General features: G+C 68.2%; 16 protein-coding genes. 6 read left to right on the plus strand and 10 right to left on the minus strand.

The window, feature by feature from the left end; genetic code table 11:
- Positions 1-4: 4 nt before the first annotated feature.
- Positions 5-1,153 (minus strand): trypsin-like peptidase domain-containing protein, encoded by a 1,149-nt coding sequence (locus tag AB0H76_RS21795; RefSeq protein ID WP_357326839.1) that lies wholly within the window; start codon positions 1,151-1,153, stop codon positions 5-7.
- Positions 1,154-1,275: 122 nt separating this feature from the next.
- Here AB0H76_RS21795 and AB0H76_RS21800 point away from each other — a divergent pair, with 122 nt between their 5' ends.
- Positions 1,276-2,328, plus strand: a complete 1,053-nt coding sequence (locus AB0H76_RS21800) for an NAD(P)-dependent alcohol dehydrogenase (protein WP_357326841.1) — start codon at positions 1,276-1,278, stop codon at positions 2,326-2,328.
- On the opposite strand, the gene AB0H76_RS21805 is transcribed toward AB0H76_RS21800, so the two are convergent.
- The 4 genes from AB0H76_RS21805 to AB0H76_RS21820 form a co-directional block, all read right to left on the minus strand.
- Positions 2,325-2,957 carry a class I SAM-dependent methyltransferase gene (locus AB0H76_RS21805; protein WP_357326844.1) on the minus strand — a complete coding sequence of 211 codons (633 nt, stop codon included), beginning with the start codon at positions 2,955-2,957 and terminating at the stop codon, positions 2,325-2,327. The two genes, AB0H76_RS21800 and AB0H76_RS21805, sit on opposite strands and share 4 nt — an antisense overlap.
- Before the next feature lie 41 nt (positions 2,958-2,998).
- Positions 2,999-4,249 carry a saccharopine dehydrogenase NADP-binding domain-containing protein gene (locus AB0H76_RS21810; RefSeq protein WP_357326846.1) on the minus strand — a complete coding sequence of 417 codons (1,251 nt, stop codon included), beginning with the start codon at positions 4,247-4,249 and terminating at the stop codon, positions 2,999-3,001.
- An 18-nt stretch (positions 4,250-4,267) separates the two neighbouring features.
- Positions 4,268-5,689, minus strand: a complete 1,422-nt coding sequence (locus AB0H76_RS21815) for an AarF/ABC1/UbiB kinase family protein (RefSeq protein WP_357326847.1) — start codon at positions 5,687-5,689, stop codon at positions 4,268-4,270.
- Between the two features lie 124 nt (positions 5,690-5,813).
- Complete coding sequence (locus tag AB0H76_RS21820) at positions 5,814-6,434, minus strand: TetR/AcrR family transcriptional regulator (RefSeq protein WP_357329800.1); 621 nt, start codon at positions 6,432-6,434, stop codon at positions 5,814-5,816.
- 293 nt (positions 6,435-6,727) lie between these two features.
- Between AB0H76_RS21820 and AB0H76_RS21825 the strand changes: the two genes are divergently transcribed.
- The 5 genes from AB0H76_RS21825 (at position 6,728) to AB0H76_RS21845 (ending at position 10,966) form a co-directional block, all read left to right on the plus strand.
- Complete coding sequence (locus AB0H76_RS21825) at positions 6,728-8,038, plus strand: DUF445 family protein (protein WP_357326849.1); 1,311 nt, start codon at positions 6,728-6,730, stop codon at positions 8,036-8,038.
- Between the two features lie 147 nt (positions 8,039-8,185).
- Positions 8,186-8,683 carry a helix-turn-helix transcriptional regulator gene (locus AB0H76_RS21830; RefSeq protein ID WP_357326851.1) on the plus strand — a complete coding sequence of 166 codons (498 nt, stop codon included), beginning with the start codon at positions 8,186-8,188 and terminating at the stop codon, positions 8,681-8,683.
- Complete coding sequence (locus tag AB0H76_RS21835) at positions 8,680-9,336, plus strand: heparin-binding hemagglutinin (protein WP_357326854.1); 657 nt, start codon at positions 8,680-8,682, stop codon at positions 9,334-9,336. The genes AB0H76_RS21830 and AB0H76_RS21835 overlap by 4 nt, the downstream gene beginning before the upstream one ends.
- A 170-nt stretch (positions 9,337-9,506) precedes the next feature.
- Positions 9,507-9,806 (plus strand): DUF2516 family protein, encoded by a 300-nt coding sequence (locus AB0H76_RS21840; protein WP_357329802.1) that lies wholly within the window; start codon positions 9,507-9,509, stop codon positions 9,804-9,806.
- A 128-nt stretch (positions 9,807-9,934) separates the two neighbouring features.
- Positions 9,935-10,966: an alpha/beta hydrolase gene (locus AB0H76_RS21845; protein WP_357326857.1), complete on the plus strand. Its 1,032-nt coding sequence runs from the start codon at positions 9,935-9,937 to the stop codon at positions 10,964-10,966.
- On the opposite strand, the gene AB0H76_RS21850 is transcribed toward AB0H76_RS21845, so the two are convergent.
- From AB0H76_RS21850 to AB0H76_RS21870, 5 genes are all read right to left on the minus strand, one after another.
- Complete coding sequence (locus tag AB0H76_RS21850) at positions 10,963-11,532, minus strand: vitamin K epoxide reductase family protein (RefSeq protein WP_357326860.1); 570 nt, start codon at positions 11,530-11,532, stop codon at positions 10,963-10,965. The genes AB0H76_RS21845 and AB0H76_RS21850 overlap by 4 nt on opposite strands.
- The gene (locus AB0H76_RS21855) at positions 11,529-12,284 is read right to left on the minus strand and encodes a thioredoxin domain-containing protein (protein WP_357326863.1); all 756 of its coding nucleotides are present in this window, start codon (positions 12,282-12,284) and stop codon (positions 11,529-11,531) included. The genes AB0H76_RS21850 and AB0H76_RS21855 overlap by 4 nt, the downstream gene beginning before the upstream one ends.
- A 150-nt stretch (positions 12,285-12,434) precedes the next feature.
- Positions 12,435-13,277, minus strand: coding sequence for a polyphosphate kinase 2 family protein (locus tag AB0H76_RS21860; protein ID WP_357326866.1), 843 nt, complete (start codon positions 13,275-13,277; stop codon positions 12,435-12,437).
- Between the two features lie 21 nt (positions 13,278-13,298).
- Positions 13,299-13,979, minus strand: coding sequence for an ESX secretion-associated protein EspG (locus tag AB0H76_RS21865; RefSeq protein WP_357326869.1), 681 nt, complete (start codon positions 13,977-13,979; stop codon positions 13,299-13,301).
- 5 nt (positions 13,980-13,984) lie between these two features.
- Positions 13,985-14,629: a hypothetical protein gene (locus tag AB0H76_RS21870; RefSeq protein WP_357326872.1), complete on the minus strand. Its 645-nt coding sequence runs from the start codon at positions 14,627-14,629 to the stop codon at positions 13,985-13,987.
- Positions 14,630-14,635: the final 6 nt, after the last annotated feature.

Genomic DNA, 14,635 nt, shown 5'->3' on the forward strand with positions numbered 1-14,635 from the left:
CCGCTCAATTCGGTGGGCCGACCGTCAGCACCACGCTGAGGGTGCGGTTCCCGTGCGGGCCGGTGACCACCAGCGTCACGGTTTCGTCGGGCCGGTGCATGTTCAGGGCGGCGTGCAGGGATTGGATGGTGGTCACGGCGCGGTCGTTGAGCGCGGTGATCACCTCGCCCTCGAGCAGGCCCGCGGAATGCGCCGGCGACCCGAAGACGGCCGCCTCCACCTTGGCGCCCGCGCCGGTGGGCTGGGCGTTGGAGGCGATCACGCCGAGCGTCGCGGTCGGGCCGATGTGCACGGTCTCGGTGGGCGTGCCCGAGCGGATCTGCCGGACCACGCGCATGGCCCGGTCGATCGGCACCGCGTAGCCGTTGGCGTCGGTGGCGGACTTCTGGTCCGGATCGCCCGAGGCCGCGGTGATGACGCCGATGACGCTGCCGTTGCGGTCGGCCAGGGCGCCACCGGACTGGCCGGAGGAGACCGGGGCGGCGATCTCGAACATGCCGGACAGGGATTTGCGGGACAGGTCGGCCGCGTTCAGGGCGACGATGGTGGAGTCCAGGTTGGTGACCGTGCCGGCGATCGCGGTCGGGGTGCCGCCGACCCCGCCCGCGTTGCCGATCGCGAGCACCTCGTCGCGGATCCGGACCTCGCCGGAGTTGCCGAGGGTGGCCACGGGTAGCCCGGTGGCGCCGGTCAGCGCCAAGAGCGCGATATCCGCGCCGGAGTCGTAGCCCAGCACCGTGGCCTGGTAGACCTCACCGTTGCCGACATCGGTGACGGTCACCGTGTCCGCGCCCTTGACCACGTGATGACTGGTCAGCACCTGGCCGTCCGCGGTGAGCACGATGCCCGAGCCCGCGGCGCCCAGCCCGAACGGCCGGCTGGAGGTGCTGATGTGGACCAGGGCGGGCCGCACGGTGGCGTTGACGGCGGGCGCGTCCAGGGTCGGGGCCGGCGGCATCGAGTAGGGGGCCTCGACGATCTCGGAATTGGCGAACGGCGCCCACTGCGGTAGTTCGGCCCGGAAACCGATGAACATGGTCGCCGCGAGGATGGCCACCACCAGCACGGCAAGCACCCGGCCACCGCCGCCGCCCGGGCCGTCGGAACGCGGCGGCCGGACGTCTTCGCTCAGATAGCGCCACTGATCGTCCATCGCCTCCGCCTCCGCTAGGACACACCCGGTCTCCATTGTGGCGGAACAAACGCCACCACCGAATGGCAATCCTCACCGGGGATGCTTGGCAAACCGAGGCATGCGGCGGTAGGCATGTATCCATGACGAGCGCCGCAGCCTATGCCATCCCCGCGCCGGACGGCGCCTTCGAGAAGGTCACCATCGAACGACGGGAGCTCGGACCGAACGACGTGCTCATCGACGTCAAGTTCGCGGGCATCTGCCATTCCGACATCCACACCGCCCGCGACGAGTGGGGCGGCACCAAATACCCGTGCGTGCCGGGCCACGAGATCGCCGGCCTGGTCGCCGCCGTCGGCAGCGCGGTCTCCAAGCACAAGGTCGGCGACCGCGTCGGCGTCGGCTGCATGGTGAACTCCTGCGGCAAGTGCGGCCCCTGTCTGGCCGACGAGGAGCAGTACTGCGCCAACGGCAGCACCATGACCTACAACACCGAGGTCGACGCCGCGGTGCAACCGGACGGCTACACGATGGGCGGCTACTCGACCCAGGTCGTGGTGACCGAGCACTTCGTGCTGCAGATTCCCGAGGGCATCGGCCTGGACGTGGCGGCCCCGCTGCTGTGCGCGGGCGTGACGCTGTTCTCGCCGCTGCGGCACTGGAACGCGGGTCCGGGCAAGAAGGTCGCGATCATCGGCATGGGCGGCCTCGGGCACGTCGGCGTGAAGATCGCCGCGGCCATGGGCGCGGAGGTCACCGTGCTCAGCCATTCGCTGAGCAAGCAGGAGGACGGCAAGCGCTTCGGCGCGCACCACTACTACGCGACCAGCGACAAGCAGACCTTCAAAGAACTGCGCAATCGCTTCGACCTGATCCTGAACACGGTGTCCGCGGATCTGCCGATCGACAGCTACATGCGGCTGCTGAACCTGGATGGCACCCTGGTCATCCTCGGCCTGCCCGAGAAGCCGTTGGCGATCAAGCCGTTCACCATCGCGGGCTACCGCCGCTCGCTGGCGGGCTCGATGATCGGCGGCATCGCCCAGACCCAGGAGATGCTGAACTTCTGTGCCGAGCACGGCATCGGCGCGGAGATCGAGGTGATCTCCGCCGACGAGATCGACAACGCCTACGACCGGGTGGTGGCCAGCGACGTGCGCTACCGCTTCGTCATCGACACGGCGACCATCTAGGCCGGCCGGGTCGCGCTGACGTACTGCAGCAGCCGGTGCACCTGCTGTTCGACGTCGACCAGGCCGAGTTCGGTGAACAGCTCGGGGAAGGTGGCGCTCGGGAAGACCCGCAACCCCGACCAGCCGCCCACCACCCGGCTGAACCGGCCGAACGCGGAATCGTCGCGGTGGCTGGTGCTGATCGCGATCCGCCCGCCCGGCGCCAGCACCCGCACCATCTCCCGGGCGGCGGTGAGCGGGTCCGGGATCAGGTAGAGCGCGCCGAAGCAGCACACCGCGTCGAAAGTGCCGTCCGCGAACGGTAACCGGGCGGCGTCACCGCGCAGGTAGCCCACCCGCGGGCCCGTGTTGTCCAGGACAGCACGGGCCAGCATCGCCTCGGAGTAGTCCAGCCCGACCGCGAAACCATTGCCGGACAAGGTATTACTGAGAAACCGGGTGAAATTTCCCGGCCCACAGGCGATGTCGAGCACCTTCTTCGACCCGCCCAGGCGCAACTGCCGGACGGCATCGCGCCGATCGGTTTCCATCGTGCGCCCGCTGGCGGCGAAGAACGCCGCGGGCCGCCACGCCCGCTCGTACACGGCGGCCAGCGCCGGGTGATTCATACTGCGGCGCGCCAGATTCATTGGGGCTCCTCGTCGTTGGGGAGTTCCGTCACGGAAAGCGCTCAGGCGCGCTCGACCTCGATGGTCATGCCCGCGCCGCGCAGCCGTTCGGTGAGCGCCTCACCCATGGCCGCGGCCGGGGTCAGGATGCCCGCCAGCTCGGGCTGCTTGCCGGTGTCCAGCGCCAGGCACAGCCCCGCCTCGCCGAGCAGCACCGCGGTCGCCTTGTAGCCGGGATCACCCTGGCCGGCGAAGGTGGCCACGTACTTGGCGCCGGAGGTGGTGTGCGCGTAGGTCTTCATGGTGAACCAGCCGCTGTTGCGCGCCTGCTCGCTCGGCCCGGTGCCCGGCTTGGGCAGCACCCGGTCCAGCAGCTTGCGGCCGACCTGGGCCCGCGACAGCACCGCGCCGACCGCCATACCGGCCATGATGCCGCCGGCCATGCCGGCCGCGACCAGCGGCGCGGCCGCGGACTTGCCCGCGCTCATCACCTCGCGGTAGCGGAAGTTCTTGCCGTAGGGCCAGCCGAGCAGGCCGTTGCTGCGCCGCACGACCTTGGTGTTGTGCGAGGCCATGACGAAGGTCGACACCCAGCCGTCCAGGCTCGGATCGATATTGGCGGCCCGCTCCAGCGCCTGATCGGTCTGGCGGCCCACGTCGGGATCCATCGACTTGTCGGGGCTGAGCGAGTACGGGTGCATGATCACCGAGGCTTTGCTGGAATCCGCGGCGATGGCCTCCATCATGGCCCGCCCGGAGTCGATGGTGCCGCCGCTGACACCGCCCTTCAGCGCCGCGATCAGCGTGGTGTTCGTCAGCTCGCCGGTGTTGTCGGCGACCGTCGCGCGATAGAGCTGGAACACGCTCAGATCGGACGGAATCGAGTCGTAGCCACAGGAATTCACGATCTTCGCGCCGCTGGCGACGGCCTCGTCGTGGTAGGCGTCGATGGCGTCGCGGATGAACAGCGGCTCACCGGTCAGGTCGGCGTAGTGCGTGCCCGCCTTGGCGCAGGCCGCGACCAGCGGCATGCCGTAGCGCAGGTACGGGCCCACCGTGGTGACGACGACCTTGGTCCGGGCGGCCATCGCGTCGAGCGCGTCCTGATCGGTGGAATCGGCCACCACCAGGCCCCAATTCGCCGCGCCCGCACCGAGTTCCGCGCGCACGCCGGTCAGCTTGTCCAGCGAGCGCCCGGCCAGCCCGATGCGCAGCTCCACCGGCGCCGCGTCGCGCAGATACTCGGCGGTGAGTTTGCCGACGAAACCCGTTGCGCCGAAAAGGATCAGATCGAAATCGCGGTTCTCTGCCATGGGGAAAGCCTCTTTCGTTCAGGAGCGGCGGGGGCGCTTGGCGCGCGTCTTCTTCTTCGGGGTTACCGGCGGATGCTCGGCCAACCACTGGGCGTGCGCTTTTCCGAGTTCGGTCACGGCCGGTTCGTCGTAGAGCCATTCGCGGGCCACCCGATGCCAGTTCGCGGTGCAGTCGAGCTGACCGAGCATGCCGAAGGTGAGGAAATCCGCGCGCCGCGAGAACAGGTGCTCCGGCGGCAGATTCTGCTGCTTCATGCCCGCGAACTCGCTGGCCCGCGGGTCGACGGCGAGCAGGAACGCGCCACTGGCCAGATCGGGGGTGATGGTGATCTCCTCGTCGACCAGGCACCATTCCGAGGCGGCCAGCACGTACTCCAGGCACTCCTCCGGGCCGACCTCCTCGGGGGAATCGATCACACCGCGCTGGATCATCAACTGCTGCAGGTCTTCCGCGCGGTCCTCGGCGGCCGCGCGCAGGCAGATCGCCTCGAACTTCACGTAGTCCGGATCCATCCGGTTGAACAACCCGAAATCCAGGAATCCGACCCGGCCGTCGTCGGCCAGCATCACGTTGCCCGGGTGCGGGTCGCCGCAGAACTCGTTGAAGGTGAACAGCGAACCCACGTAGAAGCGGTAGATGATCTCGCCGATCCGGTCGCGCTCCGCGTCGGGCAGCTGCCGGATCTCCTCGAAGCCCCGCCCCGGGAGGTATTCGCTGACCAGCACGCGGGTCGAGCTGAGCTCCGGCATCGAACGCGGCACCACGATGAACGGGTGCCCGGCGTAGAGCTCGGCGATCTCCAGCTGGGTCGAGGCCTCGGCCTCGTAGTCGAGTTCGCCCTCCATGTTCAGGCGCAGCTCGTCCAGCACCGCGGGCGTCACCCAGGGCAGCGCCGACTGCAGCACCTTGCGGAACATGTTGAGGTTCTTCAGATCCGCGCGGACCGCGGCATCGATGCCGGGGTACTGCACCTTCACCGCGACCTCACGGCCGTCGTGCAGCCGGGCCCGGTAGACCTGGCCGATCGAGGCCGCCGCGACCGCCTCGGGGTTGAACTCGCTGAAGACCTCGTCCAGGGTGCGGCCGAAGTCCTCCTCGATGACCTGCTTCATCCCCTCGAAGGACACGTTCGGCGCGGAGTCGCGCAGCACCGCCAGCCGCTTCTGGAAGCGCTCGCGATGCGCCTCGGGCACCAGGTCCAGGTCGAGCACCGACATCATCTGGCCCAGCTTCATCGCGACGCCCTTCATGGTGCCCAGCACCATGACCACCTGCTCGGTGGTGCGGATCATCGACTCCTCGGCCATCTTCGCGCGCACGGCGTCGGAGCGCCCGCGCATGGACAGCCGGGTGCGCTGGGAGCGCAATACCGAACTGGCAGCGACGGCACCCAGTTTCGTGCCACGAGCAAGCCGGGATGTCGGGACTTGCTTCGCCATCGAGGTACCTCCGTTGGTGCCGACCGCGCAGACGGTGCCCCCTGGCGCACCGCATCCGTCTCAGACTAACCAACCGCGCAAGGCGGACGAGTTGCCCGTCACAGACCGACCGGTCAGCCCCCGGTCAGTCCTCGCGCGGCGGCAGTTCGTGTGACATCTGGGCGAACTTCGCGGGCGAGCCGCCGGCCCGCATCATGCCCTCGATCGCACTCCACGCCATCATGGTCAGGTAGTCGATGACCTCGTCGCGCGACATCGTCTTGTCCGTGGTCCACCAGTGCGTGGCCAGCTGGATCCCGCCGACCAGCACGTAGGACCACAGCAGCGCGCCCTCGGTCTCGGCGCCGTGCGCGCGGCCGCGATCGATGATCACCGTGGAGACCACCTCGGCGAACAGCTTCTCGAACTCGGCCAGCGAGGACTGATCCCCCGAGCCGTTGCCCATGATGAACCGGTAGACCTCGGGGTCCTCGTCGACGGTGCCGACGTATTCGGCCAGCGCCGAACGCACCAGGTCGTACTCGGCGGCGTCGAGGTTGATCGCGCCGTACACCCGCGGCATCAGCGTGGTCTCGATGAAACGCTGCATGGTCGCGTGCACGAGATCGTTCTTGTCGGAGAAGTACCGGTAGAGCACTGTTTTGGAGACGCCGATCTCGGCGGCGATCTCGTCCATGCCGGCGTTGCTGCCGCGCTTGCGGATGGCGGCCAGGGTGCCGTCGACCAGCTCTTCGCGCCGGTCGATCTTGTGCTGACGCCACCGGCGCTTGCGGCCGTCCGCTGGGGGTGGTGTGGCGGCGGAGCCGCGGGTAGATGCTGCACCGCCGCGCGCTGCCGGACGCTCGCCGACGTCGACCAGGTCTTCGGTGGACAGCGTTCGCTCCCTCGGTCGGTGGTTCCGGAGAACCAGGGCTTTTGTCCCCAGCTTAGGTCCCGCCCACCCGAGTGCGTCGCGTTTGGGTCCCGGATGCGGGGCATCCCACACATTCCAGGCGCGCGAAGCGGGGCGCCCTCACACAACACAGCAGAATGGACACCATGGAGAACGCGCCAACGACGCTTGCGCCCACCCCGTCCGTGCCCAATGGATTCTTCGTCGACGACGCCGGCAAGCGGCGCGACCTGTTCCGGATGAAAGCGTTCGCGACCGGCCTGCTGGCCTTCGCCAGCCTGGTGTACCTGTTCTGCCGCTGGCTGGAGTCGCGCGGCCAGGGCGGTGACTGGGTGGGCTATCTACGGGCCGCGTCCGAGGCCGGCATGGTCGGCGCGCTGGCCGACTGGTTCGCGGTGACCGCGCTGTTCCGGCATCCGCTCGGCCTGCCGATCCCGCACACCGCGATCATCCGGAAGAAGAAAGACCAGCTCGGCGCGAGCCTCGGCGATTTCGTCGGCGCCAACTTCCTGGCTCCGGAGGTGGTCTCGGCCAAGGTGCAGTCGGCGGAGGTGTCGCTGCGGATCGGGCGCTGGATGGCCGATCCCGGGCACGCGGCCCGGGTCGCGGAGGAGAGTTCGACGATTCTGCGCGCGATCGTCGGGACGCTGCGCGACGAGGACGTGCAGCAGATCATCGACAACACCATCGTCAAACGGATCGCCGAACCGCTGTGGGGCCCGCCGATCGGGCGGGTGCTCGCCGAATTGCTCGCCGACAACCGGCAACTGGCGCTGCTGGACATGCTGGCCGAACGCGCGCACCAGTGGGCGCTGGGCAGCCAGGAGACCATCGACCGGATCGTCATGCGCGACGCACCGTCCTGGGCGCCGAAATTCGCCAATGTCCTGCTGGCCGAGAAGATCTACCGCGAGCTGGTGGAATTCACCTGGAAGGTGCGCTCCGATCCGGAGCACGAGGTGCGGCTGGCGGCGAATCGTTTCCTGGAGGAATTCGCCTACGACCTGCAACACGACGACGCGATGATCAAGAAGGCCGAGCGGATCAAGGCGCAGGTGATGGGCCGGGAGGAAATCACGGGCATGGCCGAGGCCACTTGGCGCGCGGCGAAACGGCTGATCCTGGAGTCGGCCGACGATCCGAACAGCACGCTGCGCCGTAAAGTGGCCGAGAACGTGCAGCAGCTCGGCGAGCGCCTGCGCGACGACGCGGAAGTCCGCGGCAAGGTCGACGGCTGGCTCGACCGCGGTGTGCGCTATCTGGTGCAGAACTACGCCGCCGAGATCACCACCCTGGTCACCGATACCGTGGCCAAGTGGGATGCCGAGGAGGCGAGCAACAAGATCGAATTGCAGGTCGGGCGTGATCTGCAATTCATCCGGATCAACGGCACGGTGGTCGGCGCGCTCGCCGGACTCGCGATCTACACGGTTTCGCAGTTGCTGTTTCACGGCTGACGAGCAGTAAATCGCCCGGTGAATACCGTGGTGAGCATTGCGAACCGACCGCCGCTCGGCATTTGCCGAAACGGTGCTAACAGGGTGCTTGCAAGAGCTAGCACCCTGCCCTAGAATTGAACCCGTACAACCACCAGAAGGTGAGTGATGGCAGACCAGCCCGAGGTTCCCGCCGAGTACACCGACAGACCCGACGAGCAATCCGAAGGTGTCGGCGAAAAGGTGGGGCGTGCAGCGCACGACATCGGAGGTTTCATCAGATCGCAGCGAGAGGCCGCGCAAGTCTCACTGCGTCAGCTCGCCTTACTGGCCGGAGTGAGTAATCCGTATCTGAGTCAGATCGAACGCGGATTGCGAAATCCGTCCGCCGAAGTACTCGCGCAGATCGCCAAGGCGCTGCGGGTGTCCTCGGAGGTGTTGTACGTACGGGCTGGCTATCTGGAACAGCGACCGCACAGTCCGGTCCGGGATGCCCTGCTTGCCGATACGTGGATCAGCGAACGGCAGAAGCAGGTCCTGCTGGATATCTATGAATCGTTCCGCCGGGAAAACGGTGGGGACGAGCAGGGGGGAAATGCATGGGACAGCGCCGTTCCGAGTACGACAAACGAAACTCCGCCACGCCAGGAGAACGAAGAAATATGACCGAAAAGAATGTCACCGCCACCAAGCCGTTCCTCGCCGCCGTCGGCGCGGGCGACGCCGTCTACACCGTGGTCACCGATGTGGTGACCCAGGTGCGTGAGCGCGCCGTCGGCACCGACGTCTCGGGCCGGGTCGAAGAGGCCCGTGAGCGTTTCGCCACCGTGCCCGCCGACGTGCAGGCCCAGTTCGAGACCCTGCGCGGGCGCCTGGCCGGCCTGCCCTCCGAACTGCCGGAGGATCTGGCCGAGCTGCGCGAGAAGTTCACCGCCGACGAGCTGAAGAAGCTGGCCGACGAGTACCGCGCCAAGGTGCTCGACCTCTACGCCGACCTGGCCGTGCGCGGCGAGGAGACCGTCGAGCGGCTGCGCGCCAACCACCTGGTCGAGGATCAGATCGAGCGGGTCGAGGCGCTGTACAAGGACGCCGCTGTGCGCGCCGAGGACGCCCTGGATCGGGTGAACGGCCTGCTGGGCCGTCCGGCCAAGGTCGAGGACGTCGTCGTGGACACCGTCCCGGTCGTCGAGGCCGAGGTCGTCGAGGTCACCACCGAGACCGTCCCGGTGCCCGAGCCGGTCAAGGCCCCCGCCCCGAAGAAGGCGCCGGCCCCCAAGAAGGCTCCGGCCGCCAAGAAGGCCGCGCCTAAGAAGGTGTAAACCTTTGCCGCACAGCGACCCCGCACCACTTCGGTGCGGGGTCGCTTTGCGTTGAAACCCCCGCATCAGGCCGCATTGGGCGGACAATTGTTCGAACGACTCCCCCGCGTGCGCCGTTCCGCTGCGCAGGGATGCGGCGGAGTTGCTCCTAGGATGGTGAGGTGACTGTCTTGCAGGTGAGATTCCTGATTGAGGCCGCGCTCTGGCTGGTGGCGCTGGGCGCGACGATCTTCGCGCTGATCCATGCGATCCGTCAGCGTCCGGACGCCTTCACCGCGGTGGACAAACAAACCAAACAACTCTGGCTGGCGATTCTCGGGGTCTCGCTGTTCCTGCTGGTGATTCCGCTGCTCGCGGGTGGGCTGGGCGGGCTCTCGCTGCTCACCTTCATCGCGATCATCGCCACGGGCGTGTACCTGGCCGACGTGCGCCCGAAAGTGGACGAGGTGCAGCGCGGCCCACGCTGGTGAATCGATGTTTGCTGGGGCGCTACGGCGGTAAGCCTCCCTGTAACAGGTCATAATTTCTCCCTGCTAGCACTAGCAAGCGAACACCCTTTCGCGTTACTGTGTCTTTGAGTAACACAAAGGAGTGTCCGATGCGTGCCCTGCTGACGACGGCGTGGACGGGCCTATCCAGTGCCCTGTTCGACGCCCATCGTGCGAACCTGCGTTCCCGTACCTACGCGACCGCGGCGTTCAATCCGCCCACCGTTCCGCACGAGGTCGTCCCGGTCACCACGCGGGACGGCGCGCGGCTGCGCGTGCACTCCTACGGCCCGAAGGACGCACCGGCCATCGTGCTGGTACACGGCTGGACCTGCGCCATCGAATACTGGAACGCCCAGATCAACGCCTTCGCCGGCGAATACCGCGTGATCGCCTACGACCAGCGCGGCCACGGCGCCAGTGAATTCGGCCACACCGCGCTGAGCATGGAGTTGCTCGCCGACGACCTCGCCGACGTGCTCGCCGCCACCCTGGGCGCCGAGGAGCGCGCGGTACTGGTCGGCCACAGCCTCGGCGGCATGACCATGCAGGCCTGGGCCGGGCGCTACCCCGAACAGGTCGCCGCGCGGGCGAATTCGGTGCTGCTCACCAATACCGCCGCCGCGCACCTGATCTTCCAGACCACCGTGGTGCCGCTGTTCAACCGGCCGGCACGACTGCTGAAACTCAAGGTGCCGCTGCCGTTCCTGCTGGGCCGCGCCGGCCTCGGGCTGCCGATCGTGTTCCCGCCGATCGCCCCCGTGAAGTGGCTGTTCGCCCGGCAGATCATGAGCACCACCGCCACCGGCGACGTGCTGGACTTCAGCATGAACGTCGTCCGGTCCTGCCCGGCGCTGGTGCGCGCCCGGTTCGGCTTCCTGCTCGCCGCGATGGACGTGGGCGAATCGGCCCGCAAACTGGTGGTGCCCACCACGATCATCGCGGGCTCCTTCGACGACATGACCCCCGTCGCGCACGCCGAGCAGATCGCCGGGATGCTGCGCGAGACCGGCAGTTTCGTGCGGATGGCGGTGTTGCCGACCGGCCATCTCGGCAACACCGAAGCCCACGAACAGTTCAACGACGAGCTGGCGCGCGTCGTGCAGGCCGCCTATCACCGCCGCGAGGTCGCGACCGGCTAGATCAGCGACAGCCAGTAGTCCTGGAAGCGCAAGAACACCAGCAGCAGGACGATCGCGAAGTACACCGCGACCACGGTCCAGCGCCATTCGGCGAGCACGCCCAGCGGGCCGCGCGACCCACCCCAGAGGATCTGGGTGAGCGCGGCCAGCAGCGGGGTGATGATCGCCCACACCACCATGCAGTACGGGCACAGCGCGTTGATCCGGTACAGGCTCTGGAAGATCAGCCAGCAGATGAAGCCGACGCCGGCCAGGGTGCCCACCCACAGCCCGCCCCAGATCCAGCGCGGCATCCGCACGCCCGCGACGGCCAGCACGCCGAGCGTGCCGACCACCGCGAAGCCGATCACGCCGAACAGTGGGTTCGGCAGATCGAAGAAGACCGCGGCCTGCGGCTTGGCCATCACCGTCCCGCAGGACAGGATCGGATTGATGCTGCAGGAGGGCTGATACCCGGCGTCGGTGTAGAGCCTGATCCGTTCGACGGTCAGGGTCAGCGAGGCCAGGAAGCCCACCAGTCCGCCCAGCAATACCAGCCAGGCGGACCGGGGTGGCGCGTCGATCACTGCCCTGCCGCTCCCGCGATCGCCTGCGGCAGCTGCGCCGCGTCGACCTGCTTGCCGTCGACGTAGACCGTCGGCGTGGACTGCACGCCCGAATCGAACGCGTCCTGCGTCACCCGCTTGACGTACTTGCTGTACTTCTGGTCGTTGATGCAGCTCGCGACGTCGTCGCTATAGCCGGCCTGCTCGGCGATCGCGATGATCTTGTCGTCGGGCAGGCCGCCCGCGCCCTCCGGCGGCTGCTGGGCGAACATCGCGCCGAGCCAGGCCTGGTACTTGGACGGGTCCTGCTCGGCCACGCAGTAGGAGGCGTTGGCCGCGCGGGTCGAGTACTCGGTGCCCGAGGCCTTGTCCAGGAACGAGATGATGTTGTACTCGACGGCGATCTTGCCGTCGGCGACGCTCTTCTCCAGCAGGTCCTTGTACTGGGCCTCGAAGGCCTGGCAGGCCGGGCACTGCAGGTCGGCGACGATGCGCACGGTGGTCTTGGCCTCCGGCTTCGCGATCCGGATCGAGCCGTTGTCGGTGAGCGAACCGGTGATGCCGTTCGCGGCCGGGGCGGCGGCGATGGTCGGGGTCGGCCCGGGGTCGTCCTTGTCCTTCTTCTTCATCGCGATGCCCACGCCGATAACCGCGATGAGGCCGATGATGACGGCGGCCACACCGGCCTGAATCGCGAGGTTGCGGTTCCGATCGGCCTTCTGGACGTTCGCCAGTGGATTCGGCTTCTTTCGACCACCCGAATTCTTGCTCACCGTGCGTTCACCACGCCTTTCGCTCGCCTTGCCGGTTCTGCGCTGCCGGCCCGATGGTAGTTGCGGGATGCTTCCCGGCCTGGTCGGGCCCGGCCCACATCCTCCTGGGTGAACCTGAGAGTTTCCGAAATTTCGGCTGGGTGAGTCCGGTCACGCCTGCTCGAGGCGGCGCAGCTGTTCGGCGACATCGAAATCGGCCGGTGGCCACTCCAATTTCAGTTTCGTCAGCGCGTCGATGAGCAGTTCGGTCACGGCCAGCCGGGCGAACCATTTCTTGTCCGTCGGCAGCACATACCAGGGCGCGTGCTCGGTGCTGGTGCGGTCCAGCACGGCCTGATAGGCCTGCTGATAGGCGGGCCAGTAGGCGCGCTCGTCGATATCGGCGGGATTGAATTTCCAGTATTTGTCGGGCCGCTCCAGGCGTTCGCGCAGGCGTTGCTTCTGTTCGTCCAGCGAGACGAACATCGCCACCTTCACCAGCGTGGTGCCCTGCTCCACCAATTCCTGCTCGAAGGCGTTGATCTCGTCGTAGCGCGGTTCCCATTCCGAGCGCGGCACCAGATCGTGCACCCGGACCACCAGCACGTCCTCGTAGTGCGAGCGATCGAAGACACCGAGCTGACCGCCGCGCGGCAGGGCGTTGCGGATCCGCCAGAGGTAGTGGTGCTGCTTCTCCTCCTCGGTCGGCACCCCGAACGCGGCGTGGTCGACGCCCTGCGGGTCCACCGAGCCGATCACGTGCCGGACGATGCCGCCCTTGCCCGCGGTATCCATCCCCTGCAGGACCAGCAGCACGCTGCGATGGTCGCCGGTGCGACCGGTGGCGTAGAGCCGCTCCTGCAACTGGGACAGCACTTCGCCGCGCTCGGCGAGCAGCTGCTGGCCGCGCTTCTTGTCACCGGTGAATCCGGGCGTACCGGAGGTGTCGAGGTCTTCGAGCCGCAGGCCGTCGGCCTGCAGCGCCTCGGTCACGGGCATGGTCCACTTCGACATACCCCCAGCCAACCACGCCGCTCAGCGGATTTGGGCCAGGCGCAACAACTGGGCGGCGAAGTCCGCGTCCGAGACCGGGGTGAGGATCAGGTCGTGTGCGGTGGTGAGCAGGTAGCGGCCGTCTCCGGTGACATCGAGCCAGGTCCGGTGCCGGGTCGGCGGGGACATCGGGTTGTCGGGTTCCACGGTGACGGTGAGGAAGCCCCGACCGTCGGTGGGCTGGCGCAGCATCTTGCGGAAGCGGGCCGCGCCGCGATGGCCGTTGGTGTTCGAGTCGCCCTGGTCGAGCACCGCGTCCTGGGGTTCGCGCAGCGGCCCGAGCCGGCCCGGCTGGTTCGGGCCGATGATCTGCACCAGGCGCTCACCGAGGTTGCGGGCGTGGCACATCAGGACGGTCATCTTGTCGGGTGTCCCGACCAGGATGGCCGCGTGATGGTGCACCGCCGCCGCGAAGACCAGGACCCGTTCGGCGCCGCGGTCGCCGGACAGGGTGAGGGTGGTGGCGTCGTTGCGGGCGCACAGCATGAGCGCGGCCGCCAGGTCCGGGTCGGCCTGGCGGGCGAAGCGCTGCGGCAAACGCAGTGCGGCGTACTCGGTTTCGGTGCGCACCAGTGAGGCGGGCATCAGGTTGACCGGGTAGGGCCGCCGGTCCAGGTTGGTTTCGTTCTCCCAGACGTAGGTGAATTCGTCGGGGGTCAGCACCCATCTCACTGTGTGCCGCTCCCGCCTGTGCCGGGCCGCGGTTGCGCGAATCGGGGCACGCTCGCGCCGGTGGCGGGCATGGTCGGGTTGTAGAGGTAGGTCAGCACGTCGCGCGCCTCGGCCTGCGCCGCGGCGGCGGACAGGTCGTGCTCCATGCGTCTTCGGCCGCCGTGCACGGCTTCGGCCACCGGGTCTGTCAGTGCGAGGTACGGCTGCGGCGGCGGGATGGCGCTCCGGATCGTCTGCGCGGCATCGCTGTTCAGCTCCAGCAGGCGCCGGACGGTGTCGCAGACCGCCTGCGCGCCCAGGCCCTCGGCGATGAAATCCTGGGTGGCCCGCAGCGCGCTGTCGGCCGAACGGCCGGTCCAGTCCGCGAAGGCGCGCGTGGTGCCGGCGGCGAAGGTCTCGAACGCGGCGCCGAGCGCGGTGGCGCCGGCCTGCCAGGCGGCGGCCGCGGCGCCGAGCGCGGCCGGGTCGAGCTCCTCGTGCACGCGATCCCAGATCTCCTGGTGGGAATACCCGCCGAACCGTTCGAGCTCGGGCACATACCCGGGATCGGTGCCGGCACCGGCGGTTTCGGCGTCTGCGGCCAGTGCGCGCTGCCGCACCCGGATCTCATCGGCGGCCGCGGCGGCCGTGTCATCGAGCACTCTCAC

It is taken from the genome of Nocardia sp. NPDC050712, assembly GCF_040654295.1.
GTDB lineage: Bacteria > Actinomycetota > Actinomycetes > Mycobacteriales > Mycobacteriaceae > Nocardia.